Raw genomic sequence first — 24,580 nt, forward strand, 5'->3', positions numbered from 1 at the left:
GCGCACTGAACCTCAGCGGTAGCGGATCTCGGCGAACGGCCAGTCGGCGGTGAGCCAGGCGCTGACGGCCTCGTACACCGGCTGGTCGAGGCTCCCACGGTCGGCCCGTACCCACGAACGCACTGTGGTGACGGCCGGGTCGTCCCGGTCCGGGTAGATGTAGACGCAGCCGACTACGACATCGGTCACGGTCCCGGTCACGGTCTCGAGGACGGTGTACGTGAAGCCCCGCCGCTGCTCGAAGTCCCCGGCGTGCCCGACCAGATCAGCCAGATTCTCCTCGGCTGTCATCCCCTCGGCCGGTGGCCAACTCCGGGTGAAACCAGGAGACTTGCGGATGTGCTCGATGCTCGACGTCCACGCGGCGAGGTCGGCCTCGTTGTGCTCGGGCCCCAGCGGTTCGAGACGGAATGGCCCGCAGTCGAGTTCGCGCGGCACCACGAATTCATCGGGCACGAAGAGAGTGTTCGACATCTGTGCAGGGTAGCCGCCTACGCTCCCCGTCCATGAGCCAGTCCTCCGCCTCCGCGGCCCCGCCTTCTGTTGTGCTCACAGCGTTCGGCGCAGCCGAAGCGCCGGCCCTTGTCCCCGGCTGCCGGGGCTCGGCCTGGCGCTCCGGCGCGCTGGTACTGAGGCCTGTGGCGACGGCGCCGGAGACCGCGTGGCGCGCGGGCGTGCTGCACCATCTGCCAGAGACCTCCGCCTTCCGGGTGGGCCGGCCGGTCCCGGCCGCCGACGGGTCCTGGGCGGCGCACGGCTGGGAGGCCTGGCGGCTGATCGGCGGATCCAGCGATCCGCACCGCGCCGACGACGTCATCCGGACGGGCGAGGCATTCCACGCGGCACTGGCGGACCTGCCCCGGCCGCGCTTCCTCGGCCTACGCGACAATCCCTGGTCACGCGCCGAGCGACTGGCCTGGCAGGAAACCGAACAGGGCCCGGACTTCCCGCTGCTCAAGCCGCTCCTCGCCGCGCTGCGCCCCGTCTCGGCCCCGGCCCAGATCATCCACGGTGATCTGCTGGGCAATGTCCTCTTCGAACCCGGCCTGCCGCCCGCCATCATCGACTGGCCGCCCTACTGGCGGCCCGCAGGCTGGGCCTCGGCGGTCGTCGCCGTCGACGCGCTGTGCTGGTACGAGGCCGAGCCCGCGCTGCTCGACCGGTGGGCGCATCTGCCCGACTGGCGTCAACTGCTCCTTCGCGCCTTGGTCTTCCGTATCGCCACCCACGCGACACTTGGCGGCGCGGAGGAGTACGCGTACCGCCCGGTCGTGGATCTCGTCCTCGACCGCGGCTGACACGGATGGGCAGGCCGCGTGCCACCTGCGCCTCGCCCGGTCGGCATGGGACGACGGGGCGCGCATCGCAGCGGGCGGCCGCTCCCGCGAGCCGGTGGCGGGGTGTGGGTGGTTACCGCCCGGCGTCCTGGCCGACCGCGCCCCGCGCGAGCAGCAGCAGCGCGTCGACCAGGTCCTCGGCCGGCCCGCCCGTAGCCAGTCTGCGCAGTTGCAGGCCCATCACCAGCGCCACGGTGGTCGCGGCGAGGCGCTCGGCGTCCGGGACGCCGAGGCCGGTGAGGATCTGCGCCGCCAGCCGGTCGTACGCCGCGAAAGCCTCTGCGGCCGCCTCCCGCAGCCGTTCGTCGCGCCCGGCCTCGACGTACAGCTCGAAGGGCGCGATGTGCTCGCTGTCGAAGGACGTGCCGCCCGCCACCTGCCCGGCCAGGGCGGCGGCGCCCGCGATGTCGACGCCGTCGCTCTGGCACTGGTCCGCGAGCTCGGTGAAGCGGCGGGTCTCCTCGCGCACGAAGTGCAGCAGGCTCTCGCGCAGCAGCTCGTGCTGGGTCTCGAAGTGGTACGTGACCGAGCCGAGCGAGACGCCCGCCTCCTTGGCGATCCGCCGGTTGGTGACCGCCGCGACGCCGTCCTTGCCGATGATGTGCAGGACGGCGGTGATGATGCGCTGCCGGGTCGGGGCGGAGCGGGCGGGGTTGGACATGACGGTCATTGTTCCACCGGCGCGCTCCCCCTGATCACCGGGGCGGGCGGCCGCTTCTCGTGCCACCGCTGGTCCGCCTCGAGTTGGGCGGCAAGTGAGATCAGTCGCTCCTCGCTGCCGGCCGGGCCGAGCAGTTGGGCACCGACAGGCAGTCCGTCACCGGTGAGGCCTGCCGGGACATTGACGCCGGGCCAGCCCAGTACGTTCCAGGGCCAGGCGTACGGGCACGCGGCCGCCATCGTCGAGTCGGTGCGCCAGGCGCTCATACCGTCGAAGGTGCCGATGCGCGGCGGCGGCGCGGCGGTGGTGGGGGTGATCACGACGTCGTAGGTGTCGAAGATCGCGCCGATCCTCTGGTGCTGACGCGCCTCACGGGCGCGGGCGGCCCGCACCACACGGCCGCCGAGCCGCCGGCCGTTGCGCATGGCGCTGCGCGTGCGCGGGTCGAGGAGGGCGGGATCGGGGTGCAGGGCTGCGACTTCGGCGATCCCGGCGGTGGCGCGCGGCACGAAGGCGAGGCCGATCAACCCGTAGCGCGGTCTGGCTTCCTCCACCTGGTGGCCGAGGCGCGCGAGGGCCTCGGCAAGTGCGGTGACGGCGCGGCGCACTTCGGGGTGGGGCATGGCGCGGGTGAGGGTGAGCGGGGGGCGCCAGGCGAGCGCGATGCGCAGCCGGCCCGGATCGCGGCGGGCGGCGGCGGAGGCGTCGATCGCGTCCGGCTGGTGCAGATCCTCGGGGTGCGGGCCCTGCACCACATCGAGGAGCAGAGCGGCGTCGGCGACGGTGCGGGCGAGCGGGCCGTTCACGGCGAGGCCCTGGAAGGCGTCGGCGTAGGGATGCAGGGAGACGCGTCCGCGCTGTGGCTTGATGCCGACGAGATGGGACCAGGCGGCCGGGATGCGGACCGATCCGGCGCCGTCCGAGCCGAGCGCCGCGGGTACGAGCCCCGCGGCGACGGCGGCCGCGGAGCCACCGGAGGAACCGCCCGGGGTGTGGTCGGTGGACCAGGGGTTACGGGTCGCTCCGAAGGCAGGTCCCTCGGTGAACGGCCACTGGCCGAGTTCGCAGGAGTTGGTCTTGCCGACGATCACGGCGCCGGCCGCGCGGAGGCGGCGTACCGCTTCACCGTCCGCGGCGGCCGGGGCGAGTTCACCGTTGCAGCCGAAGAGCGTGGGCAGCCCGGCCACATCGGTGTCGTCCTTGACGGCGAGCGGCACGCCGAGGAGCGGCAGCCGCTCCCCCGCCGCCAGTCGCCGGTCCGCGTCACGGGCTTCGTCGAGCGCCCGTTCGCCGCGCACCCAGCGGAAGGCGTTGATGGTGCTCTGGCTGGCCTGAATGCGCTCGATCGCGCTGGTCACCAGCTCCTCGGACGTGGTCCGACCCTCCCCCAACTCCCGTACATGCTCCGTCAGTCCGGCGAATTCATCTGTGGACACGACCGCCCCGCCTCCCTATTGTTCGTTCGAACGAACAGAACTGGAGGGTAACCAGATGCGCATCACCGGAGCAACCGTTCTGCTGACCGGGGTCACCGGCGGTATCGGCGGCGCACTCGCCGCCGAACTCGCTGAAAAAGGCGCCAAGTTGGTGCTGACCGGGCGCCGGCCCGACGCGCTGGAACCGCTCGCCGACCGGTACGGGGCCCGCACGATCGTCGCCGACCTCGCGGACCCGGAGGATGTGGCACGGCTCGCCGCCGAGGCCGCCGGCACAGACATCCTGATCGCCAACGCCGCGCTGCCCTCCAGCGGCGACCTGCTGGACTACACCCCTGAGCAGATCGACCGCGCCCTGGCGGTGAACCTTCGCGCTCCCGCGATGCTGGCCCGGCTGCTCGCCCCCGCCATGGTCGAGGCGCGACAGGGACATCTGGCGTTCGTCGGCTCGATGTCGGGCAAGACGGCGACGAAGTACTCCGCGCTGTACGACGCCACCAAGTTCGGTCTGCGCGGCTTCGCACTCTCGCTGCGCCAGGATCTGCACGACCACGGGGTCGGCGTATCGATCGTCCAGCCCGGGTTCGTGAGGGACGCGGGCATGTTCGCGGCAACCGGCGCGGAGGCCCCTGCGGGCCTGCGCACGGTCTCGCCCCGGCAGGTCGTGGCGGGCGTCTTCCGCGCCATCGAACAGGACCGGGCCGAAGTGAACGTCGCCCCGGTCGAGATGAAGGTGCTCACCGCGATCGGCGGTCAGTTCCCGGGCTTCTCCGAGCGCGTCCAGCGCCGCGCGAGCGGGGCGGACCGCACGGTCCGAAACATCGTGGAGGCGCAGCGCGACAGCCGCTGAGGGGAGCGAAATCTGCCCCGCCGGCGATTGAGGCCGGGGGTTCGGGGCGAAGCCCCGACCAGGCCGCCCGGCCGCCGGGTTCGTCCTCAAACGCCGGACGGGCTGGACCTGCCCGTCAGCCGGTTCGTCCTCAACCACCGGACGGGCTGGATCTTCCGCCCGGCGGGAGCCAGAACCAGCCCCGCCGGCGATTGAGGCGCGGGGTTCGGGGCGAAGTCCCGACAAGGCCGCCCGGCAGCGGGTTCGATCTCAAACCCCGGACGCGCTTGAATGCGCCGCACGGCCCCGCTCCGGCAGCATCAGCACCACATAAAGCACCAGCGACGCCGCCAGCCCCACCGCCCAGCCGTAGTCCGCGAGCGGCTTCAGGAAGGGGATCAACCCGTCCTCGGGGAACGGCCCCTTCCCCTCCGCCGAGTGTGAACCGCCCACCGACAGCAGCCCACCGACCACGAACGCCGCCACCGCGCGCAGATTCCAGCCGGAGGTGTACCAGTAGCGGCTCCCCGGCGTGTAGAGCCCAGCCAGATCGAGGACCGTACGGCGGACGATCCAGTAGTCGGCGATGAGGATGCCCGCGACCGTGCCGAGCAGTCCGCCGACCAGACCGAGCCAGGTGAAGATGTAGAGCTCGGGGGTCTCGGTCAGCTTCCACGGCATTATCAGTACGCCGACGACGCCCGTTATCAGCGCACCCGTACGGAAGTTGACGATCTTCGGCGCCAGATTCGCGAGATCGTATGCGGGCGATACGACGTTCGCTGCGAGGTTCACCGAGATCGTCGCGATCAGCACCGTGACCAGCGCGAAGAGCAGACCGAAGACATTGTCGGTCTTGGCGGCGAGCTGGACCGGGTCCCAAACCGCCGCCCCGTACACCGCCTGGGAGCCGGAGGTGACGAAGACCGACAGCAGCGCGAAAAGCGTCATCGTCGTCGGCAGACCCAGTGACTGCCCCCAGATCTGGGCGCGTTGGCCGGCCCCGAAGCGGGTGAAGTCGGGGATGTTCAGCGACAGCGTCGACCAGAAGGCGATCATCCCCATCAGCGAAGGGAAGAACACCGGCCAGAAGTCCGCGCCCCAGCCGAGCTCGGAGGGCTGGTCGAGCAGCGGTCCGAGTCCACCTGCCTTCGCGGTGATCCACACCAGCAGCACCAGCGCGCCGACGATGACAAAGGGCGCGGCCCAGTTCTCGAACCGTCGCAGCGTCTCCATCCCCCGGTAGATGATGGCGAGTTCGAGTACCCAGAAGAGCAGGAAGCAGACCCAGAGCGTCCACGGCTGCCCGCCGATCTCCGAGGCCTTGGCCCAGCCACCGAAGATCTTGCCGAGCAGTACGAAGATGCCCTGACCGCCGATCCAGGTCTGGATGCCGAACCAGGCGCAGGCCACCCCGGCCCGGATCAGCGCCGGCAGATTCGCGCCGCGCAGTCCGAAGGACGCCCGCGCGAGCACAGGGAAGGGAATGCCGTACTTGGGTCCCGCGTGCCCGGTGAGCAGCATCGGCGCCAGCACGATCAGATTGGCGAGGCCGATGGTGAACACAGCCTGCTTCCAGTCCATCCCCAGCGCGACCAGACCCGAAGCGAGCAGCCAGGACGGGATGTTGTGGGCCATGCCGACCCACAGCGCGGCGAAGTTGTATGTCGTCCAGCGGCGCTTCGCGACCGGGACGGGCAGCAGATCGTCGTTGACGAAGCGATGGTCGGCGGGGACCGCGCCGGGCGCGAGCTCGACGCGGCCCGACAGGTCCACTATCGGTCCTTCGGACGGGGCGGGCGGGACGGTCGCGGTCATTGCTGCTGGGCCTTTCAGCGGTTGAGTGCCGGGATGATCTCGGAGCCGTACGCGTCGATGGTCGCTTCCTTCGCGTCGTGCATGTTGTAGACCGCGAACTGGTCGACGCCCAGCTCGCGCAGCGCCGTCAGCTTTTCGATATGCGCCGCTGCGGGCCCCAGCAGACAGAAGCGGTCGACGATCTCGTCCGGGACGAAGTCCGTGGACGGGTTCCCGGCGCGGCCGTGGTGGCTGTAGTCGTAACCCTCGCGTGCCTTGATGTACGAGGTGAGGGCCTCGGGCACCAGGTCGGAGTGCTCGCCGTAGCGGGAGACCAGGTCGGCGACGTGGTTACCGACCATTCCGCCGAACCAGCGGCACTGTTCACGGGCGTGCGCCAGGTCGTCACTGACGTACGCGGGCGCGGCAACGCAGATGGTGATGGAGTCGGGGTCACGTCCGGCGTCGGAGGCGGCGGTGCGTACGGCCGTGACCATCGACGCGGTCAGATACGGGTCGGCGAGCTGGAGGATGAACCCGTCGGCCTGCTGGCCCGCGAGCGCCAGCGCCTTGGGCCCGTACGCCGCCATCCACACCGGCAGCTTTCCGTTTCGCACCCATGGCAGCTGCAGCGGCTGGCCGTCGACTACGGCTTCCCGGCCCTCGGCCAGATCGCGGATGACGCCCATCGCCTCGCCGAGCCTGGCCAGGGTGTTGGGCTTGCGTCCCGCGACACGCATCGCGGAGTCGCCGCGTCCGATACCGCACACGGTGCGGTTGCCGTACATGTCGTTCAGCGTCGCGAAGGTGGAGGCGGTGACCTCCCAGGTCCTGGTGCCCGGATTGGTCACCATCGGGCCGACGGTGAGCTTCTCCGTGTGTTCGAGAATGCGGCTGTAGATGACGAAGGGCTCCTGCCAGAGCACTGCCGAGTCGAAGGTCCAGCCGTAGCGGAAGCCGTTGCGTTCCGCGCGTCGCATCAGTCCGACGACGGCCGAGGCCGGCGGGTCGGTCTGCAGGACAAGTCCGAAGTCCATGGCCTGGCCGCTCCTAGATGAGGTTCTGGACGAGGTGCCCGGATGAGGTTCCTGGACGAGGTGCGTGGATGAAGTGGCTAGCTGAGGTACTGGCAGGTGCCGCGCGGGGTGTACTGGCCGTGTCCCGCCCGGCCGGTGAACTCCCGCCCGTCGATGACCACTTCGCCGCGCGACAGCACGGTCTCCACCTGCCCGGTGACCCGCTTGCCCTCGTACGCGGAGTAGTCGACGTTCATGTGGTGGGTCTCGGCCGAGAGGGTCTGTTCGACGTGCGGGTCGTAGATGACGACGTCGGCGTCGGCGCCGGGAGCGATGGTGCCCTTCTTCGGATAGAGGCCGAACATCCGGGCCGGTGTCGCGCAGGCGATCTCGATCCAGCGGCGACGGGTGAGGTGTCCGTCGACGACCGCCTGGTGGAGGAGATCCATCCGGTTCTCCACGCCCGGCAGCCCGTTGGGGATCTTGGAGAAATCGCCGCGGCCGAGTTCCTTCTGGCCCTCGAAACAGAACGGGCAGTGGTCGGTGGAGACGACCTGCAGGTCATTGGTCCGCAGCCCGCGCCAGAGCGCGGCCTGGTGCTCGCGCGGCCGCAGCGGCGTGGAGCAGACGTACTTCGCGCCCTCGAAGTCCGGTTCGGCGAGGTTGTCGGTGGACAGGAAGAGGTACTGCGGACAGGTCTCGCCGAAGACATTCAGCCCCTTGTCGCGGGCGGCCACCAGCTCGGCGACGGCTTCCTCGGCCGACACATGGACCACGTACAGCGGAGCTCCCGCGACCCGCGCCAGCTGGATGGCGCGGTGCGTGGCCTCGGCCTCCAGCAGGACCTTGCGCACCTCGCCGTGGTAGCGCGGATCGGTGCGGCCCTCGGCCAGCGCCTGCTCCACCAGGACGTCGATGGCGATGCCGTTCTCGGCATGCATCATGATCAGCCCGCCGTTGGTGGCGGAGCGCTGCATGGCGCGCAGGATCTGGCCGTCGTCGCTGTAGAAGACGCCGGGGTAGGCCATGAAGAGCTTGAAGGAGGTGATGCCCTCCTCCACCAGCTTGTCCATCTCCTTCAGCGACGACTCATTGACGTCGGAGAGGATCATGTGGAAGCCGTAGTCGATGGCGCACTTGGCGTCCGCCTTGGCGTACCAGGCGTCCAGACCTTCGCGCAGGGCGTGGCCGACCGACTGCACCGCGAAGTCGATGATGGTGGTGGTGCCGCCCCAGGCCGCGGCCCGCGTCCCGGTCTCGAAGGTGTCGGAGGCGTGCGTGCCGCCGAAGGGCAGTTCCATATGGGTGTGGGCGTCGACGCCGCCCGGAATGACGTACTTGTTCGTCGCGTCGATGGTGCGGCCGGCGGTCCAGGCCTCGGACACGGCGGAGCCATGGGCGGCGAGGGCCGCGATCCGGCCGTCCTCGATCAGTACGTCCGCGTGGATCTCGTCCGCGGCGGTGATGACCAGACCGCCGCGGATCAAGGTGCGGGTGCTGCTCATGCTGGTGCGCTCCCTCTCGTACGCTGAACTGGAGGATGAACTGAGTCCTCGACTAGACGCTGTGCAGGGCCCGTTCGAGGATCGAGGCGCCCTCTTCCGCCTCCGCGACGGTCAGCGACAGTGGCGGGGCGATGCGCAGGACGCTGGTGTTGTGGCCGCCGCCCTTGCCGATCAACAGCCCGCCCTCGCGGGCCGCTTCCAGGACGGCCGAGGCCGCCTCGGGGTTCGCCTCGTCCGTGCCGGGCTTGACCAGCTCGATGCCGATCATCAGGCCTCGGCCGCGTACTTCCCGTACGGACGCGGCACTCGCTCCGATGGCCCGCAGCCGCTCGATCAGCAGACCGCCGACGCGGCGGGCGTTGCCCTGGAGGTCGTGCTCCAGGAGATACGAGAGGTTGGCGGCGCCGGCCGCCATGGTGACCGGGGAGCCGCCGAAGGTCGAAATGGAGTTGGCGTCGAGGGAGTTCATGATCTCGGCGCGGGCGACGACACCGCCGATGGACATGCCGTTGCCGATGCCCTTGGCAAAGGTGAGCATGTCCGGCGGCCCGTTCTCGGCGTGCGCCTGCCAGCCCCAGAAGTGCTCGCCCGTGCGGCCCCAGCCTGTCTGCACCTCGTCGGAGATCCACAGGATGCCGTGCCGGTCGAGGACCTCGCGGAAGGCCGCGTACAGCCCGTCGGGCGGCGAGGTGAAACCGCCGACGCCCTGGATGGGCTCGGCGATCAGCGCGGCGACACCGCGGGTCTGCCCGAGCACATCCTCGAGGTCGGCGACGCATTCCTCGATGAACTGCGCGTCGGACAACCGGGCGTAGGGGCCGCGGGTGCGGACGCCGCCGTGCACGTACAGCGTCTGCAGCGGGGAGAGGCTGGTGGGCGACCAGCTGCGGTTGCCGGTGATGGAGACCGCGGAGAAGGACCGGCCGTGGTAGCTGTTGCGCATGGCCAGGATCTGGTTGGAACGGCGGAACGCGGTCGCGAGCAGCAGGGCTGTGTCGTTGGCCTCGGTGCCCGAGGTGGTGAAGAAGACCCGCGCGTCGGGGATGCCGGAGAGGGTCGCGACCCGCTCGGCGAGCTCGACCATCGGGCGGTTGAGATAGAGCGTGGAGGAGTGGATGATCCGCCCGGCCTGCTCGCTCACCGCCTTGGTGACCTCGGGGAGAGCGTGAGCGGTCATGGTGGTGAGGATGCCGCCGAAGAAGTCGAGGTAGCGGTTGCCGTTCGCGTCCCAGACGTGCCGGCCCTCGCCGTGCGTGATCTCGATCGGCTGCTGGTAGTAGAGGGCGACCCAGTCGGGGATGACGGCCTTGTGGCGGTCGTGCAGGTTGGTCACGGCTGCACCAGCCCGTCGTAGGCGTCGGGGCGACGGTCCCGGTAGAACGCCCACTGCTGTCGTACGACATCGATCAGGTCGAAGTCGAGGTCCCGTACGAGCAGCTCCTCCTCCTTGTCGCTGGCGACCTCTCCGACGAACTGGCCTCGTGGATCGACGAAGTAGCTGGTGCCGTAGAAGTCGTTGTCGCCGTACTCTTCCTGGCCGACACGGTTGATGGCGGCGATGTAGTACTCGTTGGCGACGGCGGACGCGGGCTGCTCCAGCTGCCAGAGGTACCCGGAGAGCCCGCGCGAGGTGGCGGACGGGTTGTAGACCAACTGAGCTCCGTTCAAGCCCAGTTGACGCCAGCCCTCCGGGAAGTGACGGTCGTAGCAGATGTACACCCCGACCCTGCCGACCGCCGTGTCGAAGACCGGCCAGCCCAGATTCCCCGGCTTGAAGTAGTACTTCTCCCAGAAGCCCTTGACCTGCGGAATGTGGTGCTTGCGGTACTTGCCGAGGTAGGAGCCGTCGGCGTCGATCACGGCGGCGGTGTTGTAGTAGAAGCCGGCGCCCTCGATCTCGAAGACCGGGACCACGATCACCATGCCGGTCTCGCGGGCGAGCTCCTGCATCCGGCGGACGGTCGGGCCGTCCGGGACGGGCTCGGCCCAGCGATAGTGCTCCGGCTCCTGGACCTGGCAGAAGTACGGCGCGTTGAAGACCTCTTGGAAACCGATGATCTTGGCGCCCTGGCGGGCCGCCTCGCGGGCGTGTTCCTCATGTTTGGCAATCATGGATTCGGTGTCGCCGGTCCAGGTCGCCTGGACGAGTGCGGCGCGTACGACATGGGCCATGAGTTGCTCCTTCGACGGCGCGTCAGAGAGCTTCTACGCACGTAGATGCGGTGCGTAGGAGGAGAACGTAAGCCCCGTCACACGGCGGGGCAAGACCATCGTCGTTAACCCGCAGAGTCGATCATGTTTCACACCCGAGCGGTCCACTCCGAACCGCTTCAGCCGCTGAGGTGACCCGCTACGCGCAGCGCGTGGACGAGATCGCGCTCATGCGCCGCGGACTGGGCGCGTGCGGCGTCGAGCAGCTGCGGCACAAGGCGGCGCGGATCCCGTTCGGCGATTCTGGCCGTGTCCTCGGCGGTGTGCACCTGTACGAAGGCGGTCAGTAAAGCCCTTGCCTCCGGATTCCGGCTCTCGTCCTCGAGGGCGAGTACGGCGGCGGCGATGTCGTCGGCGGGGCGGGCCACGCCCTGGCGCAGCAGCTGTCCGCTGTCCTCGGTCCGGCCGGCGGCGGCGAGTGCTCCGGCTGCCGATGCGAGCCGCAGGGCGGGCTGCGAGGCGGCCTCCCACAGCAGGGTGGCCCAGTCGGCGTCGAGGCCGGCGCGGTGCAGTTCGGCCGCCAGGAGGGGCAGCCAGGAGGCGGGCCGGACGGCGGCCTCGCAGATCATGGCGTGCGCCTCACCGCTCAGCCCCTCGGCCCGGAGCCTGCTGAGCGCGGCGACGGTCTCCCGCGCGGCCCTGCGCGCGCCGTCCGATGCGGCGGGGGCGGCGGGCGTTTCCTGACTGGGTGCGGCGCCGCCGTATCTGGCGCCGCGCGGGACGTCGTCGGTGACGGGCAGCACGGGCACGGCGGCGATCTCGTCCCCGCTCCCCTCGACGCCGGCGAAGCGGGCGCCCCCACGGGGCCGCCGTTTCTTGGCGGAACGGGTCTCGGGCTGGGCGGGCGGGGCGACCGGGGGGTCGGGCTGTGCCTCGGGGCGGGCGGAGCCGGTGCGGGTGCCGGCGGACGCCGCTGGACCGGGAGTGGTTGGACCGAACGCGGTGGGACGGGGTGCCGCCGGGTCGCCGGGCTCGGCCGCGGCGGGCTCCGGCCGGAACCAGTCGTCGGGCAACGAGGGCCTGCCGCCCGGCCGGCGAGTGGCATCGCTGTCCGGACGGGGGTACGCGTCGTACGCCGGGTCCGCACCCGGTCGTTCCCCAAGGGCGTCCCAGCCGTCGGCGGCGGCCGCCCGGGCCTCGGCCGCGGTGGGCCGTTCGTACCGCCGAGCGAAGCCGGACCAGTCGTCCGCCTCCCGGCCGTGCTCCGCTCCGCCGCCCTGTCCGTGCGCCCTGCCCGGCCCGTTCGGCCTGCCCGGTCCGCCCGGTCCGTTCGGCTCGCCCGGTCCGCCCGGTCCGTTCGGCTCGCCCGGTCCGGCCGCCGGGCGCGCGGGTCCGCCGAACACCGGGGCAGATCCGGCACCCTCGGCCGTCTCCTGCGCCCACCGGGGCCGGACGTCCGCGGGAGCGGCGTGCGCATACCCGCCCGGCGCGGCGGACGTCTCCTGCTCCGCGGCCCACCCCACGCCCGAGCGCGCGCGTCCGTCCGGTGCCCACGCCGGCCCGGGGCCCGCCGATGTGTCCGCCCGGCCGTACCAGCTGTCCGGCAGCCCGGACGTCTCCTCGTCCGCGCCGGGCCCGTCGGATACCGCCGCAAGCCGGCCCCGCAGCTCCCCCACCCGGGCGGTCGCCCTCGCGTGGTCGTCACGTGTCCAGGCCAGTTCGTTGGCGAGTTGCTCCGAGGCCGGTGTGCCCTCCGGTTCCCCGGCCAGGCGGCGCACCAGCTCTTCCGCCCGGCCCGTCGCGTACACCTGCTCGCGGCGCATCAGTTCGAGCCGTTCCGTCAGTGCCTCGCGGCCGCCCGGCTGCCGGTCGTGCACCGCCGCCGAGGCTGTGTGGAGCCGTCTCGCGCGCACGGTTTCGGGCTCGGCGAACTGCGCCCCGCGCCCCGTCGCGAGGTCCTGGAGCAGCGACTCCACCACGTCCCAGGGCGGGATCTCGACACCGTCCAGGCAGGCCCGCATCCCCTCGGGGTCCCGCTGGCAGAAGATCCCGTACCAGCCGTCACCCGGGTCGAGCAGCGCGGTCAGATCTCTCAAGTACCGCGCGAACGTCCCGGCCTCTACCGGAAGTTGATGCACCGTCATCGCCGCCCCTGCGCCACCGCCCGAAAGCATCCGGTCCGGAGGCATTCGACCGCAGTCGTGTTACGGCTCTGCTACGGACAGTTTTCAGATGGTCACCGCGATGCCGGTGTGCGGCCGCTTCCCGCGTCGCGCGATCGTCGCGGGCCAGTCGACCAGCCAGAACTGCCAGGTGTACTTGCGGGCGAGGAGCTTACGGATCGCGCCCATCGCATCCCCCTCCAGCAGCCGCGCCGTGCCCTCCGCGCTCGGGGCGCCGTCCGCGATCCGGCCGCGTACGTCGCAAACCGTGACGACGACGCGGCTGTTGTTGCGCAGGCGCTTGACCTTCCAGGAATCGGAGCGGGTCCAGAAGAAGATCTCACCGCCGTCCACCGCGAACCACACGGGCGTGGCGACACCCGTCCCGTCCTTGCGGAACGTGGTCACGCTGATGTACCTGGCGTCGGCGAAGTCGTCGGGAGTCACGACGCGAGAGTACGCCGCGCCGGGGTCCGAGGCGTGCGTCAGGGGGTCCGGTTCAGACGGCGGGCGCCGGCGCGCAGCTCGCGACCAGTTCGTCCATGGACAGGCCGAGGACCGCGGCGAGTGCCGCGACGGTGAAGAAGGCGGGAGTCGGGGCGCGGCCCGTCTCGATCTTGCGCAGAGTCTCGGCGGACAGTCCGGCGGCCGCGGCCACTTCCACCATGCTGCGGTCGCCGCGCGACGTGCGCAGCAACCGGCCGAGCCGTTCGCCGCGTTCACGCTCTTCGGGAGTGAGAGGGGTGCGCACCATGCCGTTATTCTAATGCCGGTATTAAAATACCGGAAGGACCGGTATAGTAATTGGCATGGTGGAGATCAAAACCGATACATCGATCGACGCGATGCGCGAGGCCGGCCGCATCGTGGCCCAGGCACTCACGGCGGTCCGGGAGGCCGCGGCCGTCGGCGTCAGCCTCCGCGACCTCGACCGGGCCGCCCGCGCGGTCCTGGGTGAAGCCGGGGCCGCATCGCCCTTCCTCGACTACCGCCCCGAGTGGGCACCGACCCCCTTCCCCGCCGTCATCTGCGCCTCAGTCAACGACGCGATCGTGCACGGCATCCCCGGCGACTACCGGCTGAGCGACGGCGACCTGGTGAGCATCGACTGCGGCGCGCTCCACGGCGGCTGGGCGGGCGACGCGGCCGTCAGCTTCACCGTCGGCCGCGCCCGCGCCGAGGACACAAAGCTGATCCGTACCGCCGAGGAGGCACTGGCGGCGGGCATCGCGGCGGCCGTCGTCGGCAACCGCATCGGCGACATCGCCCATGCCGTCGGCCGGGTGTGCCGGAAGGCCGGGTACGGGATCCCGGACGGCTTCGGCGGCCATGGCGTGGGCCGCCATATGCACGAGGACCCGGGCGTCCCCAACGAGGGACGCCCGGGCCGGGGAATGCCCCTGCGGCACGGCATGGTGCTGGCGATCGAGCCGATGGTGATCGGCGGCGGCACCGACAACCACTACACGGCACGCGACGGCTGGACGGTGCGCACCGCGGACGGCAGCCGCGCCTCCCACGCGGAGCACACGGTGGCGGTCACGGACGACGGCCCGCGCATCCTGACCGCACTCTAGAGCGGGTTTGAGAAGTCCCGCCGGGCGGGCCTGCCGAGCAGGCCCGCCCGGTCGCCCCGCCCCACCGCCCGCCTAGTTGTCCTGCAGGAACCTCTTGGCGAGGGAGTCACCGAGGCTCACCGCGGCGCTGTGGCTCTCGATCGGAGAGACCTTGGAGTTCTTGAACAGGATGTACGTGACACCGGACTCGGCACCGCCGGTCTCCGGGTCCGGGTCGATGCCCAGCGCCTTCGCAGTGGCGTAGGACGCCTCGCCGATGATCTTGTTGGGGCCGGTGTCCCCGACGACGGCGTACTCCACCGTGTCGTTGTAGATGACGGCGACGACACCGCCGCCCTTGATCCCGGCGCTCGAGTAGTTCCAGATGCCGCTGCTGCTCGGCACGACGACATACGGCAGCTTCTCGGCGTTCAGCGGTTTGCCGTTGGACTGATGGAAGGCCGTGTCGTCCTGGAACCAGGGGTCGGTGTTGGCATTGCACTTGCTGGTGACCTGGCCGTCGCAGTCGACGTCCATGTCGGCCTTCCAGAACACGGCTCCGTTCTTCCCGCAGACCGGAATGTTCGCCGAAGTCTCGGTGTCCGACTTGTACTTGCCGTTGGAGATCTGCGAACAGTTCTTCACCTTGGCCAGCAGGTCGGCCGCGCTGACCGAACCTTCCTTGACGCCGGCGGCCTTCGGAACGGCGGCATGCTGCGCCGAGTCGGCGGTGGCAGGCAGCGCCGCGGCCGCGAGGAGGGCGACGACGGAAGCAGCGGCCAGCGCGAGCGTACGAGTGCGCATGGGGGTGGCCTTTCTGTTAGGAAAGTTTCCTTACCCGTTCAACGACCAAATGTGAGCCCTCTGCATGACCGCGTCAACCCCTGGCAGCACAACGCCCGCGACCCGACCGACCATTGAGGCCGGGGCCGCGGGCGTTCGACTCTTATCGGTCAGCCGCCGGACTGAGTACCGCTCGGGTGGACAACCATCGCGGAGCCACCGCCCCGCCGTACCTTCTCGGCAGCCGCGAGCCACCGCCCGTCGGGCAGCCGCTCGATGCCCGTCGCCGCGCCGATCTCCGGGTTCTGCCGGAAGGCATGGCCGATTGCCTCCAGCTCGGCGCGGAGCGGGCTGTTCCACAGCGCCGGTTCGAGCTCCGTCGTCGCCTGGTTGCGCTGGCTCGCGCGTGGCGCCGCGATCGCGTCGACCAGCGGCAGACCCCGGTCCAGACGGCCGGTGAGTGTCTGCAGCACCGTGGTGATGATCGTCGCGCCGCCCGGGGAGCCCACCGCAAGCACCGGACGGCCGTGGTCGAGCACGATCGTCGGAGAGATGGACGAGCGCGGACGCTTGCCCGGGCCCGGCAGATTCGGGTCGTGGACGGCCGGATTGGCCGGAGCGAAGGAGAAGTCGGTCAGCTCGTTGTTGAGCAGGAAGCCGCGCCCCGGCACGGTGATTCCGCTGCCACCCGTGGACTCGATCGTCAGGGTGTACGCGACGACATTGCCCCACTTGTCGGCGGCGGTCAGATGGGTGGTGTTCTCGCCCTCGTACGTGGTGGGGGCGGCCGTTCCCGACGACCCGCACGCCGCGGGACTGCGCGGGTCACCCGGCGCCAGCGGGCTGGTGAGCACCGCGTTGTCCTTGATCAGGCATCCGCGCGAGTCCGCGAACCGCTGCGACAGCAGCTCCTTCGTCGGCACCTCCTCGAAGGCCGGGTCACCGACCCACCGCCCGCGGTCCGCGAACGCGATCCGGCTCGCCTCGATGAAGCGGTGCAGATACTGCGCCTGCGTGGCCTTCGAAAGGTCGCTCCGCTCCAGGATGTTGAGCGCCTCGCCGACGCTCGTACCGCCCGACGAGGAGGGCGCCATGCTGTACACATCAAGACCCCGGTAGCCGACCTTGGTCGGGGCCCGGCGCTCCGTCTCGTACGACTTCAGATCCTCGGCCGTCAGATCGCCGGACCGCACGACCCGCGCCGCGCCCGGGGCCACCGGAGGCTTGCGCACCGTACGGACGATGTCCTGGGCCAGCTCACCGCGGTAGAGGGTGCCGACGCCCTTGCGTCCCAGTTCCTTGTACGTACGCGCCAGATCGGGGTTCTTGAAGACCGAGCCGACCACCGGCAGTTTCCCGCCCGGCAGGAAGAGCTTCGCCGTGTCCGGGAAGTCCGCGAAGCGCGCCTGGTTGGCCTCGGTCTGCGAGCGGAAGGTGGCGTCCACGGTGAAGCCGTCCTTCGCCAGCCGCTCGGCGGGCCGCAGCAGTTGCCGCAGCGGCCTGCTGCCCCAGGCGTCCAGCGCGGTGTCCCAGGTCGCCGGGGTGCCCGGTGTGCCGACACCGCGACCGCTCGTCATGCCCTCCTCGAACGGGATCGGCTTGCCGTTCTCGAGGAAGAGAGAGGCGTCCGCGGACCGGGGCGCGGTCTCGCGGCCGTCGATGGTCTGGACCGTACGGGATGTGGCGTCGTAGTAGACGAAGAAGCCGCCACCGCCTATGCCCGCGGAGTACGGCTCCGTGACGCCGAGGGCGGCCGCGGTGGCCACCGCCGCGTCCACGGCGTTGCCGCCGCGCCGCAGCACCTCTATGCCGGCGGCCGAGGCATCCGCGTCGACGCTCGCGACGGCGCCGCCGTAGCCGGCCGCCACGGGCGTCTTGACCGGCGGCGTTACCGGCGGGGAGTGGCTCGGCGGCGCCGCGGCGCCGATCGAGACCACGGCCGCGGCAACGGCCAGAACCGACACATTCCGTGCGGTAGAGCGACGCATCCGTACCTCCAGTCAACGTACGTCCGCGCAGCGTAACTTTACCGCGACCGCCCCGTCAGGCCCGTCTCGAACAATGGTCCGCAAGACCGCTAACATGCGCGCCCATGAATGACGACGTACGCAATATCGTGCTCGGCGTGATGGCCGCCGGGGTCAGCGCCACACTCGGCTGGCTCACCCGCACGTACCTCTGGCGGCGAAGACTCCACCGCAAGCAGGCCTTCTTCGGGCTGCCGGGGAACTCCGAGTCCCTGCTCGTTGTCAACCGCGAGGCCGGCCGCGACGGGTCCGTGCACCGCTTCGACGTCTTCGCGCTGCTCGAGCTCGCCGCGCTGATCAAGGACTGCGGTTCGCATGCCCAGATCATCTGGCACGACATAGCCCAGCAGGGCTTCGGCGAGCGTACGGAATTCTGTGTGGGCGGCCCGTTCTCCAACCGCCGGATGGCCGCGCATCTGCAGTCGCTGCTCCCCGGCGTGAAGGTCAACACGGACCCTGAGCCGGGCCCCGACCAGGGCGCCTTCCAGATCGGCCCGGAGCGCTACCGCATGGAGCCGGGCGTCGCCGAGTACGTCATGCTGGCGCGGCTCACAGCGGGGCAGGACGCGCGGCCCGTCTTTCTCTTCTGCGGCCAGCGCGCGATCACCAACCAGGCGGCCACCCGCTATCTGGCCCGCAACCACGAGAAGCTCGCCCGCAAGCACGGCGGGAACTCCTTCTGCCTGCTGCTCAAGGTCGTCAACTCCCAGGCGTACGGCCCCGATGTGGTGGAGCTGGTCGCCGATGTGACCCGGACGGCGCAGACGCCCGCCCCGGCCACGCGCAACTCGCACCGCGCCGCAAGCTAGGCCGCGGTCAGCGGCAGCGACTTGATGCCGTTGATGAAGTTGGACACCAGTCGGCGCGGCGGGCCCGCGGTCGTCCATGGTGGCAGCACATCCAGCGCCTCCTCGTGCAGGACGCGCAGCTGAAGCCGGGCGAAGTGGGCGCCGAGACAGACATGCGGGCCGTCACCGAAGGAGACGTGCGGATTCGGGGAGCGCGAGAGGTCGAGGCCGTGCGGGGCCTCGAAGACACGCTCGTCGTAGTTGGCGGAGGCGTGGAAGACGACGACCTTGTCGCCCTTGCGGATCTGCTGCCCGGCGAGGCGGGTGTCCCGGGTGGCGGTGCGGCGGAAGCTGAGGACGGGCGGCTGGCGGCGCAGCAGTTCGTCGACGGCGCTGTCCGGAGCCACCTCTCCGGCCCGCAGCCTGCGCTGCTCGTCCGGGTGCTCCGCCAGCGTCAGGAAGCCGCCGGGAGCCGCGCTGCGAACGGTGTCGTTGCCCGCCACCGTGAGCAGGAAGAAGAACATCTCCAGCTCGGCGTCGGAGAGTTCCGACTCCGCGAGCGACGTCATGACGTCGTCTGCAGGCCGGCGCCGTTTGTACGCGGCGAGCTGCTGGGCGTAGCTGAACATCTCCTGGAGCATGGCGGGTGAGCGCGGGTTGACGGGCGTGCCGTCGGGTCCGAGCACCGGCGGCTCGTCCGGGTCCTGATAGGCGATGACGCGCTCGGTCCACTTCAGCAGCAGTCCCCGGTCGCTCTCCGGGACGCCCAGCAGATCGGAGAGGTTGAGCAGGGCGTAGTCGTCGGTGACGGCGCTGACCAGGTCGATGACAGGACCCATGTCCCGTGCCACGGTGAGGAGTTGACGAGCCCGGATCCGGGCCGCTCCGGTGAAGAGGTCGATGCGTCCCGGCGTGAAGGCGCGGCTCACCAGCCGCCGCAGCCGCCCGTGGTCCGACGGGGTCTCCCCCGCGAAGCGGGGGGAAGGGTCCTGGTTGAGCATCATGCGGCGGATGAACGGCAGATCGGCCGGGTCGGGGTCGCGGATCTGGGTGGCGCCGAGGTGGGACGAGAACGTCGCGGAGTCCTTGAGGACCCGCACGACGTCCGCGTGGCGGGTGACCGCCCAGAAGCCGGGTCCGGCGGGCCAGCCGAGGACCTCGTACTCCTCCTGCCAGGCCACGGGGTGGTGGTCGCGCAGCTCGCGGAAGGCGTCGTGCGGCAGCCCGGCGGCGTAGATCCGCGGATCGAAGACGTCCGGCACGGTCCGGTCGGGCCTTGTCATACGGGCATTGTCATACGCCTCATACGCGGCCGTCCGCCCGAAGGAAGTCCTCGACCGTACGGATGAGCTGGAGCGGGGTCTCGTCCATCGCGTGGTGTCCGGCGCAGGCCAGCTCGGCCAGCTTCGCGCGTGCGTAACACCGCAGCCAGGTGCGGCGCATGAAGTCCGCGCTGATCGCCGGGTCGAGGGCCCCGGTCACCGCGAGCGCCGGCGTCGTCGAGCCCGCCACCTCGTCATGGAAGTCCTCCTCCGCCCAGGAGTCGAGCCAGGCACGGAAGGCGTCGGGGTCGCTGCGGTCCACGGACCGGTCGACCATCCGGTCCAGCCAGGCGTCCGGCCGCACCGACCCGGTGGTGAAGTCGATGATGGCGCGCCGGCTCTCCGGCTTCGTGGCCGCGGAGGCGAACAGCTCCCACTGCTCCGGCGGCATGTGCAGCCCGCTCGCGGGCACCGGCGAGATCCCGACCAGCCGCCGTACCCGGTGCGGGGCCGCGGCCAGGACGCGCTGGACGACCGATCCGCCCATCGAGTGCCCGATGAGCGAGAAGGAGTCCCAGCCGAGCCGGTCGGCGAGCGTGAGGATGTCGGCGGCGCCCTCCGTGGTGGTGTACGCGCCGGGGGCTTCCCGCGCCTCGCCGTAGCCTCGCAGATCGACGAAGACATAGGTGAAGTTGTGCCGGTCGAGGTCCGGCAGTATCGCGGCATAGTCGGCACGGTCGGCGAGCCAGCCGTGCACGGCGATGATCCGGTGCGGGCCCGATCCGTACAGTGAATGGGGCAGGAGGAAAGGGGCCACGGCTGCTCCGATCGCCGAAAGAGGCCTACACCGCCACGGTGGTGTCAACTGCCCCGCCGGGCAAGGGTGGAGAGGGGCTTGTGGAGGCCTAGTGGCGCGTTTCGTCCGTCACCGGGAGCCCCACCGGCGCATACTGCCTGATGGCGTCCAGCAGTTCGGCCGGATCCAGCTCGAATACCAGTGTCTCGAAACAGAGCCCTTGGCCGCTCGCCACACTGTCAGGGGCGGGAGCGAGTCTGCGGTACGCGGCCCGCGGCCGACAGGTCCGCGGCAGTTTGCCGACCGGCGCGCGACAGCCGACGACGACGTACTGCGGCAGTGCGGTCACCCGCAAGATGCCGGACCAGGGCACTGTTCTGGCCGGCCAGACCGGCAGCCGCACGGTCAGCCCGGCCGCGTCGGCACTCACCCGCAGCGGCCGCACCAGATGGCCCACGCAGCTGATCGCGAGGACGGCGATCGGCACCCCGATCACCGACATGGCGATCCCGCCGGCCGTGCCATTGGGGCCGTCGACGATCGCCCCGGTGGCGATGGCCCAGACGACGGCCAGCACGAGCGCCGCGACGGGCACCCACTCGACCTGCCGTCGCAGCCGGAGGGTCACCAGCGCCGCCGGCGGGGTGTCGCCCTTTGGATTCTCCACACCGAGAGCTTGGGACGTCCGCCACGGGAACACCAGAGGTCGGCTGAATTCCGCTCATCCGGTGGCGAGCGAGCAGCGCTCCGGCCCGAAGGAACCGTCGGTGCCGGTGGCGGTCACCTCGGTGGTGTCTTCCGGCGATTCGGCGTGGTTCAGCGGCGCAGGCGCCGGCGGGCGCCGGTCAGCAGTGCGGTGATTCCGGTGAGGCCCAGCGGACGCGCGAGCAGCGCGACGACCGCGGCCAGCGTCAGCGTCCCGGCGCCCGCCGCCGCGAAGTCCCCGGCAGCGTCGGCGAACCGGGCCGCCGCGTATCCGAGCACGCCCGCCGGCAGGCAGGCGAGCAGCAGCCGTCCGTGCATCCTCAGGCCGGGCGAGCGCAGCAGCGCGGGCCGGCCGCCGGTCGCGAGTCTGCGGTTCAGGGTGTACGCGGTGACGGCGAAGCCCGCGAAGAGCGCGACCGAGTACGCCCCGGCCATTCCGGTCACCGCCCAGCGCGCGGGCAGCAGCAGATAAGCGCCCACGGAGAGCCCGGCGTTGAGCCCGACGATCACCAGATTGAGGAAGAAGGGGGTGCGGGTGTCGGAGAGCGCGTAGAAGCCGCGCGAGAGCACGTACTGGCCTGAGAAGGCGATCAGTCCGGGCGCGAACGCCATCAGCATCCCGGCCATCACCGCGATGTCGTCCGGCCCGGTCCTGCCGTACCCGTAGACGCTCCCCATCACCCACGGCGCCAGCGCGAACATCGCACAGGCCGCCGGGACCACGACCGCCGCGCTGGAGCGGAGCGCATACGAGACATCGCGCCGGACGGCCGGGAGATCGCTGTCGGCCGCGGCCCGGCTCATCCGCGGCAGCAGCGCGGTGACGAGGGAGACAGTGACGATGCCCTGCGGAACGGCCCACAGCACATAGGCATTGGTGTACGCCGTGTACCCGGCCCCGCCCGCAAGTCCCGCCTCCACCGCGTGCTTCGCGGTGGACGTCGACAGCCGGGTCACCACCCAGTAGGCGAACTGGTTGGTCAGTACGAGCAGCAACAGCCAGCCGGCCGACCGCAGCGGCCGGGTGAGCCCGCTGCCGCGCCAGTCGAAGCGCGGCCGCCAGCGGAATCCGGCCGCGCGCAGCGAGGGGATCAGCGCGAGCGCCTGGACGACGATGCCGGCCGTGGTGCCCCAGCCGAGCAGCCGGGCCTCGGACTGGCCGAGTGTGCCGCCGCTGCCGGCCGCGACCCCGAGGTACAGCCCGAACACCCCTATGACGACAAGGTTGTTGAGGACCGGCGTCCACATCATCGCGCCGAAGCGGCTGCGGGCGTTGAGTACTTGTCCGAGCAGGGTGAAGAGACCGTAGAAGAGGATCTGTGGCAGGCAGTAGCGGGCGAGGGCCACGGTCAGACCTGCCTGCGCGCCCGTGTAGTCGGTGTAGAACGCGACGAGCGACGGCGCGGCGAGGACGGCCGCGGCCGTGATGAGCAGCAGTGCGACGGTGCAGGCGGTCAGCAGCCGGTCGGTGTACGCGGCTCCACCGTCCTCGTGTTCCTTGGCGGCCCGGACCAGTTCGGGAACGAAGACCGCGTTGAGCGCTCCGCCGATGAGCAGGGTGTAGAGGACGTTCGGGACGGTGTTGGCGACCGTGTAGCCGTCGGCGAGGAGGCCGGTGCCAAGGGCCGCGACGACGACGGCGGAGCGTATGAATCCGGTGGCCCGGGAGACGATGGAACCGGCGGCCATCGCGGCGCCGCTGCGCAGTACGGACGCGGGCCGCGCGGCCGGCGCCTCGACGGTGGCCGTCATCGGCGGGCCGTACACGCCCGGAAGGCGCGGTACAGCGCGTTGTCGGTGGCTCCGCCCACTGGTCTCTCCCACTCGCCGGGGGTCTCGACGACCTGGCCTCCGGTACCGAGCCTGCAGCGCGCCGGCCCGAAAAGACGATCACCATCGTCAAGGGTGGAGGGTACCCCGCGCATGACGTGGCCGTCGGCGCCGAGGTCGTGGGCACCGCGCAACATCAGCCACTGCAGGGCGTGTTGGGGTGAACCTCGCGGCGACGGCCGACGCAGGCGCCGGACTCCACTCCCACTGACACGACGTCCAATAATCGTTACCCTCGCGTAACTTACCGAGTAGTTACCTCAAGTAAGTCCCCCAGGTTACCGTCGGGTCACTTTGCATTGACACGAGTGAGGAGTGACCCGTGGGACAGTCGCGCAAGGCTCTGCGCACGACCGCGATCGGTTCGGTCTCCCTGGCGCTTCTCGCCGGACCGGCCGTAGGGGCGGCCGCCGGGGTGGCACCCGCTGCCCGGACGGCCGGTGTTCAGGCCCCATCCGCCGCCCCGGACGTACAGTTCGTCGACATCGAGGGTGATGGCGGCACCGTACTCAAGGCCAATGTCGTTACGCCCGCCGACGACGACGGCACACGGAAGTACCCCGTGATCGTGCTGCCCACGAGCTGGGGCCTGCCCCAGATCGAATACCTCGCCCAGGCCAAGCAGCTCGCCGACTCGGGCTATGTCGTGGTGAGTTACAACGTCCGCGGCTTCTGGCAGTCCGGCGGCAAAATCGAGGTGGCCGGTCCGCCCGACATCGCGGACGTGTCCAAGGTGATCGACTGGGCGCTGGCGAACACCCCTGCCGACCCCGCCAAGGTCGGCATGGCCGGGATGTCGTACGGCGCCGGCATCTGTCTGCTGGCCGCCGGCCACGACAAGCGGATCAAGGCGGTCGCGGCGCTCAGCGGCTGGGCCGACCTCGTCGAGTCCATCTACAGCCGCCGCACCCAGCATCTGCAGGCAACGGCGATGCTCGCCGGAGCGGGGTATCTCACCGGTCGGCCGAGCGAGGAGTTCCAGCGGATCACGGCGGACTTCTTCTCTGCCGACGTCAGCAAGGAACCGGGACTGATCGCCTGGGGGAAGAAGCGCTCCCCCCTCACCCATCTGGACCGGATCAACGCCAACGGCGCCGCCATCATGCTCGGCAACGCCTGGGGCGACACGATCTTCCCACCCAACCAGTACGCGGACTTCTACGAGAAGCTCACCGGCCCCAAGCGGCTGGAGTTCCGCCCCGGTGACCACGCCACGGCCGAAGGCACGGGACTGTTCGGCCTGCCCAACGACACCTGGACCAGCGCCCATCGCTGGCTCGACCACTATCTCAAGGGCGTCGACAACGGCGTCGAGCGCGAGCAGCCGGTCCGCCTCAAGTCCCGTTCCACCGGCGCGTACGAGAGCTATCCGGACTGGAAGTCGGTGGCGGCGACGGAGCGGAAGATCGAGCTGGACGGCACCAAGAAGATCCACGCCAACATCGACTCGGGCGCCGACGGCGGGATCATCTTCCTCTCCAGCATCCTGGACCAGTTCGCCAAGGTGCCCCCGATGGCGTGGATCCCACTGCTGCCGCGCCCCTTCGCCGCCGTCTGGCAGTCGGAGCGGTACGGCTCCGAGCAGCGGGTGCGCGGCACCACGAAGCTGCACACCACGGTCACCGGCACCAAGGAGAGCGGCACCCTCGTCGCGTATCTCTACGACGTGGGCCCGCTCGGCCTCGGCAAGCTGGTCAGCAACGCGCCGTACACCTTCCACGGCGAGACACCCGGAAAGCCGTTCACCGTCGACCTGGAGCTCTTCTCCACCGCCTACGACGTACCGGCCGGCCACCGTCTCGCCCTGGTCGTCGACACCGTCGACCCGCTCTACATCGAGCACAACCCGTCCGGCGCGCAGCTGACCTTCTCCTCGTCCGCAGCCGACCCGTCATATCTGTCGGTCCCGCTGCACGAGAAGTGATCACCGGCTGCTGCC

At 70.6% G+C, this 24,580-nt stretch carries 22 protein-coding genes and 1 pseudogene; 5 read left to right on the forward strand and 18 right to left on the reverse strand.

The features are described 5' to 3' along the window. Positions 1–12: 12 nt before the first annotated feature. Complete coding sequence (locus ACFWDI_RS25855; protein WP_385307207.1) at positions 13–474, reverse strand: N-acetyltransferase; 462 nt, start codon at positions 472–474, stop codon at positions 13–15. A 32-nt stretch (positions 475–506) separates the two neighbouring features. Here ACFWDI_RS25855 and ACFWDI_RS25860 point away from each other — a divergent pair, with 32 nt between their 5' ends. Continuing rightward, positions 507–1,298 (forward strand): TIGR02569 family protein, encoded by a 792-nt coding sequence (locus tag ACFWDI_RS25860; RefSeq protein WP_385307209.1) that lies wholly within the window; start codon positions 507–509, stop codon positions 1,296–1,298. Between the two features lie 112 nt (positions 1,299–1,410). Here ACFWDI_RS25860 and ACFWDI_RS25865 read toward each other — a convergent pair whose 3' ends face one another. Further along, a complete protein-coding gene (locus tag ACFWDI_RS25865) occupies positions 1,411–1,998 on the reverse strand; it encodes a TetR/AcrR family transcriptional regulator (protein WP_385307211.1) in 588 nt (195 codons plus the stop codon). Between the two features lie 5 nt (positions 1,999–2,003). After that, positions 2,004–3,434, reverse strand: a complete 1,431-nt coding sequence (locus tag ACFWDI_RS25870) for an amidase (RefSeq protein ID WP_385307213.1) — start codon at positions 3,432–3,434, stop codon at positions 2,004–2,006. 55 nt (positions 3,435–3,489) lie between these two features. On the opposite strand from ACFWDI_RS25870, the gene ACFWDI_RS25875 reads away from it, so the two are divergent. Then, positions 3,490–4,284 (forward strand): SDR family NAD(P)-dependent oxidoreductase, encoded by a 795-nt coding sequence (locus tag ACFWDI_RS25875; protein ID WP_385307214.1) that lies wholly within the window; start codon positions 3,490–3,492, stop codon positions 4,282–4,284. A gap of 249 nt (positions 4,285–4,533) precedes the next feature. Here the strand turns inward: ACFWDI_RS25875 and ACFWDI_RS25880 are convergent, their stop codons facing one another. The 8 genes from ACFWDI_RS25880 to ACFWDI_RS25915 all read right to left on the reverse strand — a co-directional run bounded on the left by ACFWDI_RS25880 (position 4,534) and on the right by ACFWDI_RS25915 (position 13,648). Further along, complete coding sequence (locus ACFWDI_RS25880; protein WP_385307216.1) at positions 4,534–6,081, reverse strand: NCS1 family nucleobase:cation symporter-1; 1,548 nt, start codon at positions 6,079–6,081, stop codon at positions 4,534–4,536. Between the two features lie 14 nt (positions 6,082–6,095). Then, positions 6,096–7,097 (reverse strand): TIGR03842 family LLM class F420-dependent oxidoreductase, encoded by a 1,002-nt coding sequence (locus ACFWDI_RS25885; protein ID WP_327326919.1) that lies wholly within the window; start codon positions 7,095–7,097, stop codon positions 6,096–6,098. A gap of 77 nt (positions 7,098–7,174) precedes the next feature. After that, entirely contained in the window at positions 7,175–8,581 is a 1,407-nt protein-coding gene (hydA, locus tag ACFWDI_RS25890; RefSeq protein WP_385307218.1) for a dihydropyrimidinase, read from the reverse strand. A gap of 52 nt (positions 8,582–8,633) precedes the next feature. Next, entirely contained in the window at positions 8,634–9,914 is a 1,281-nt protein-coding gene (locus ACFWDI_RS25895; RefSeq protein ID WP_385307219.1) for an aspartate aminotransferase family protein, read from the reverse strand. Next, complete coding sequence (locus tag ACFWDI_RS25900; RefSeq protein ID WP_327326916.1) at positions 9,911–10,753, reverse strand: nitrilase-related carbon-nitrogen hydrolase; 843 nt, start codon at positions 10,751–10,753, stop codon at positions 9,911–9,913. The genes ACFWDI_RS25895 and ACFWDI_RS25900 overlap by 4 nt, the downstream gene beginning before the upstream one ends. Before the next feature lie 158 nt (positions 10,754–10,911). After that, positions 10,912–12,876 (reverse strand): hypothetical protein, encoded by a 1,965-nt coding sequence (locus ACFWDI_RS25905; RefSeq protein WP_385307221.1) that lies wholly within the window; start codon positions 12,874–12,876, stop codon positions 10,912–10,914. An 84-nt stretch (positions 12,877–12,960) separates the two neighbouring features. Further along, the gene (locus ACFWDI_RS25910; RefSeq protein WP_385307223.1) at positions 12,961–13,341 is read right to left on the reverse strand and encodes a PPOX class F420-dependent oxidoreductase; all 381 of its coding nucleotides are present in this window, start codon (positions 13,339–13,341) and stop codon (positions 12,961–12,963) included. Between the two features lie 52 nt (positions 13,342–13,393). After that, the gene (locus ACFWDI_RS25915; RefSeq protein ID WP_385307225.1) at positions 13,394–13,648 is read right to left on the reverse strand and encodes a helix-turn-helix domain-containing protein; all 255 of its coding nucleotides are present in this window, start codon (positions 13,646–13,648) and stop codon (positions 13,394–13,396) included. A 55-nt stretch (positions 13,649–13,703) separates the two neighbouring features. Here ACFWDI_RS25915 and map point away from each other — a divergent pair, with 55 nt between their 5' ends. Further along, complete coding sequence (gene map, locus ACFWDI_RS25920; RefSeq protein WP_385307227.1) at positions 13,704–14,471, forward strand: type I methionyl aminopeptidase; 768 nt, start codon at positions 13,704–13,706, stop codon at positions 14,469–14,471. A 72-nt stretch (positions 14,472–14,543) separates the two neighbouring features. Here the strand turns inward: map and ACFWDI_RS25925 are convergent, their stop codons facing one another. Continuing rightward, the gene (locus tag ACFWDI_RS25925) at positions 14,544–15,254 is read right to left on the reverse strand and encodes a glycoside hydrolase family 75 protein (RefSeq protein WP_385307229.1); all 711 of its coding nucleotides are present in this window, start codon (positions 15,252–15,254) and stop codon (positions 14,544–14,546) included. A 149-nt stretch (positions 15,255–15,403) separates the two neighbouring features. Further along, positions 15,404–17,221 carry a gamma-glutamyltransferase gene (gene ggt, locus ACFWDI_RS25930; RefSeq protein WP_385307230.1) on the reverse strand — a complete coding sequence of 606 codons (1,818 nt, stop codon included), beginning with the start codon at positions 17,219–17,221 and terminating at the stop codon, positions 15,404–15,406. A 104-nt stretch (positions 17,222–17,325) separates the two neighbouring features. Here ggt and ACFWDI_RS25935 point away from each other — a divergent pair, with 104 nt between their 5' ends. Then, the gene (locus ACFWDI_RS25935) at positions 17,326–18,069 is read left to right on the forward strand and encodes a hypothetical protein (RefSeq protein WP_385307232.1); all 744 of its coding nucleotides are present in this window, start codon (positions 17,326–17,328) and stop codon (positions 18,067–18,069) included. On the opposite strand, the gene ACFWDI_RS25940 is transcribed toward ACFWDI_RS25935, so the two are convergent. The 5 genes and pseudogenes from ACFWDI_RS25940 to ACFWDI_RS25960 form a co-directional block, all read right to left on the reverse strand. Next, positions 18,066–19,331 carry a cytochrome P450 gene (locus ACFWDI_RS25940; RefSeq protein WP_385307234.1) on the reverse strand — a complete coding sequence of 422 codons (1,266 nt, stop codon included), beginning with the start codon at positions 19,329–19,331 and terminating at the stop codon, positions 18,066–18,068. The genes ACFWDI_RS25935 and ACFWDI_RS25940 overlap by 4 nt on opposite strands. Positions 19,332–19,350: 19 nt before the next feature. Further along, a complete protein-coding gene (locus tag ACFWDI_RS25945) occupies positions 19,351–20,127 on the reverse strand; it encodes an alpha/beta fold hydrolase (RefSeq protein ID WP_385307236.1) in 777 nt (258 codons plus the stop codon). A gap of 88 nt (positions 20,128–20,215) precedes the next feature. Next, positions 20,216–20,773, reverse strand: coding sequence for a hypothetical protein (locus ACFWDI_RS25950; protein ID WP_385307238.1), 558 nt, complete (start codon positions 20,771–20,773; stop codon positions 20,216–20,218). Between the two features lie 149 nt (positions 20,774–20,922). Beyond that, the gene (gene murJ, locus ACFWDI_RS25955; RefSeq protein WP_385307239.1) at positions 20,923–22,563 is read right to left on the reverse strand and encodes a murein biosynthesis integral membrane protein MurJ; all 1,641 of its coding nucleotides are present in this window, start codon (positions 22,561–22,563) and stop codon (positions 20,923–20,925) included. Then, a pseudogene (locus ACFWDI_RS25960) lies at positions 22,560–22,849 on the reverse strand (peptidoglycan bridge formation protein FemAB); the annotation flags it as partial. The pseudogene ACFWDI_RS25960 and the gene murJ, both read right to left, overlap by 4 nt. Positions 22,850–22,963: 114 nt before the next feature. Here ACFWDI_RS25960 and ACFWDI_RS25965 point away from each other — a divergent pair. Beyond that, entirely contained in the window at positions 22,964–24,565 is a 1,602-nt protein-coding gene (locus tag ACFWDI_RS25965; protein WP_385307241.1) for an alpha/beta fold hydrolase, read from the forward strand. Positions 24,566–24,580: the final 15 nt, after the last annotated feature.

Source organism: Streptomyces sp. NPDC060064 (genome assembly GCF_042736455.1).
GTDB lineage: Bacteria > Actinomycetota > Actinomycetes > Streptomycetales > Streptomycetaceae > Streptomyces.

Excerpts from the sequence above, each read along its gene's own strand:
- ACFWDI_RS25880 (WP_385307216.1), bottom strand. The coding sequence starts at position 6,081 with ATGACCGCGACCGTCCCGCCCGCCCCGTCCGAAGGACCGATAGTGGAC.
- ACFWDI_RS25905 (WP_385307221.1), bottom strand. The coding sequence starts at position 12,876 with ATGACGGTGCATCAACTTCCGGTAGAGGCCGGGACGTTCGCGCGGTAC.
- murJ (WP_385307239.1), bottom strand. The coding sequence starts at position 22,563 with ATGACGGCCACCGTCGAGGCGCCGGCCGCGCGGCCCGCGTCCGTACTG.
- ggt (WP_385307230.1), bottom strand. The coding sequence starts at position 17,221 with ATGCGTCGCTCTACCGCACGGAATGTGTCGGTTCTGGCCGTTGCCGCG.
- hydA (WP_385307218.1), bottom strand. The coding sequence starts at position 8,581 with ATGAGCAGCACCCGCACCTTGATCCGCGGCGGTCTGGTCATCACCGCC.
- map (WP_385307227.1), top strand. The coding sequence starts at position 13,704 with ATGGTGGAGATCAAAACCGATACATCGATCGACGCGATGCGCGAGGCC.
- ACFWDI_RS25900 (WP_327326916.1), bottom strand. The coding sequence starts at position 10,753 with ATGGCCCATGTCGTACGCGCCGCACTCGTCCAGGCGACCTGGACCGGC.
- ACFWDI_RS25875 (WP_385307214.1), top strand. The coding sequence starts at position 3,490 with ATGCGCATCACCGGAGCAACCGTTCTGCTGACCGGGGTCACCGGCGGT.
- ACFWDI_RS25885 (WP_327326919.1), bottom strand. The coding sequence starts at position 7,097 with ATGGACTTCGGACTTGTCCTGCAGACCGACCCGCCGGCCTCGGCCGTC.
- ACFWDI_RS25935 (WP_385307232.1), top strand. The coding sequence starts at position 17,326 with ATGAATGACGACGTACGCAATATCGTGCTCGGCGTGATGGCCGCCGGG.
- ACFWDI_RS25940 (WP_385307234.1), bottom strand. The coding sequence starts at position 19,331 with ATGACAAGGCCCGACCGGACCGTGCCGGACGTCTTCGATCCGCGGATC.
- ACFWDI_RS25860 (WP_385307209.1), top strand. The coding sequence starts at position 507 with ATGAGCCAGTCCTCCGCCTCCGCGGCCCCGCCTTCTGTTGTGCTCACA.
- ACFWDI_RS25925 (WP_385307229.1), bottom strand. The coding sequence starts at position 15,254 with ATGCGCACTCGTACGCTCGCGCTGGCCGCTGCTTCCGTCGTCGCCCTC.
- ACFWDI_RS25855 (WP_385307207.1), bottom strand. The coding sequence starts at position 474 with ATGTCGAACACTCTCTTCGTGCCCGATGAATTCGTGGTGCCGCGCGAA.
- ACFWDI_RS25865 (WP_385307211.1), bottom strand. The coding sequence starts at position 1,998 with ATGTCCAACCCCGCCCGCTCCGCCCCGACCCGGCAGCGCATCATCACC.
- ACFWDI_RS25915 (WP_385307225.1), bottom strand. The coding sequence starts at position 13,648 with ATGGTGCGCACCCCTCTCACTCCCGAAGAGCGTGAACGCGGCGAACGG.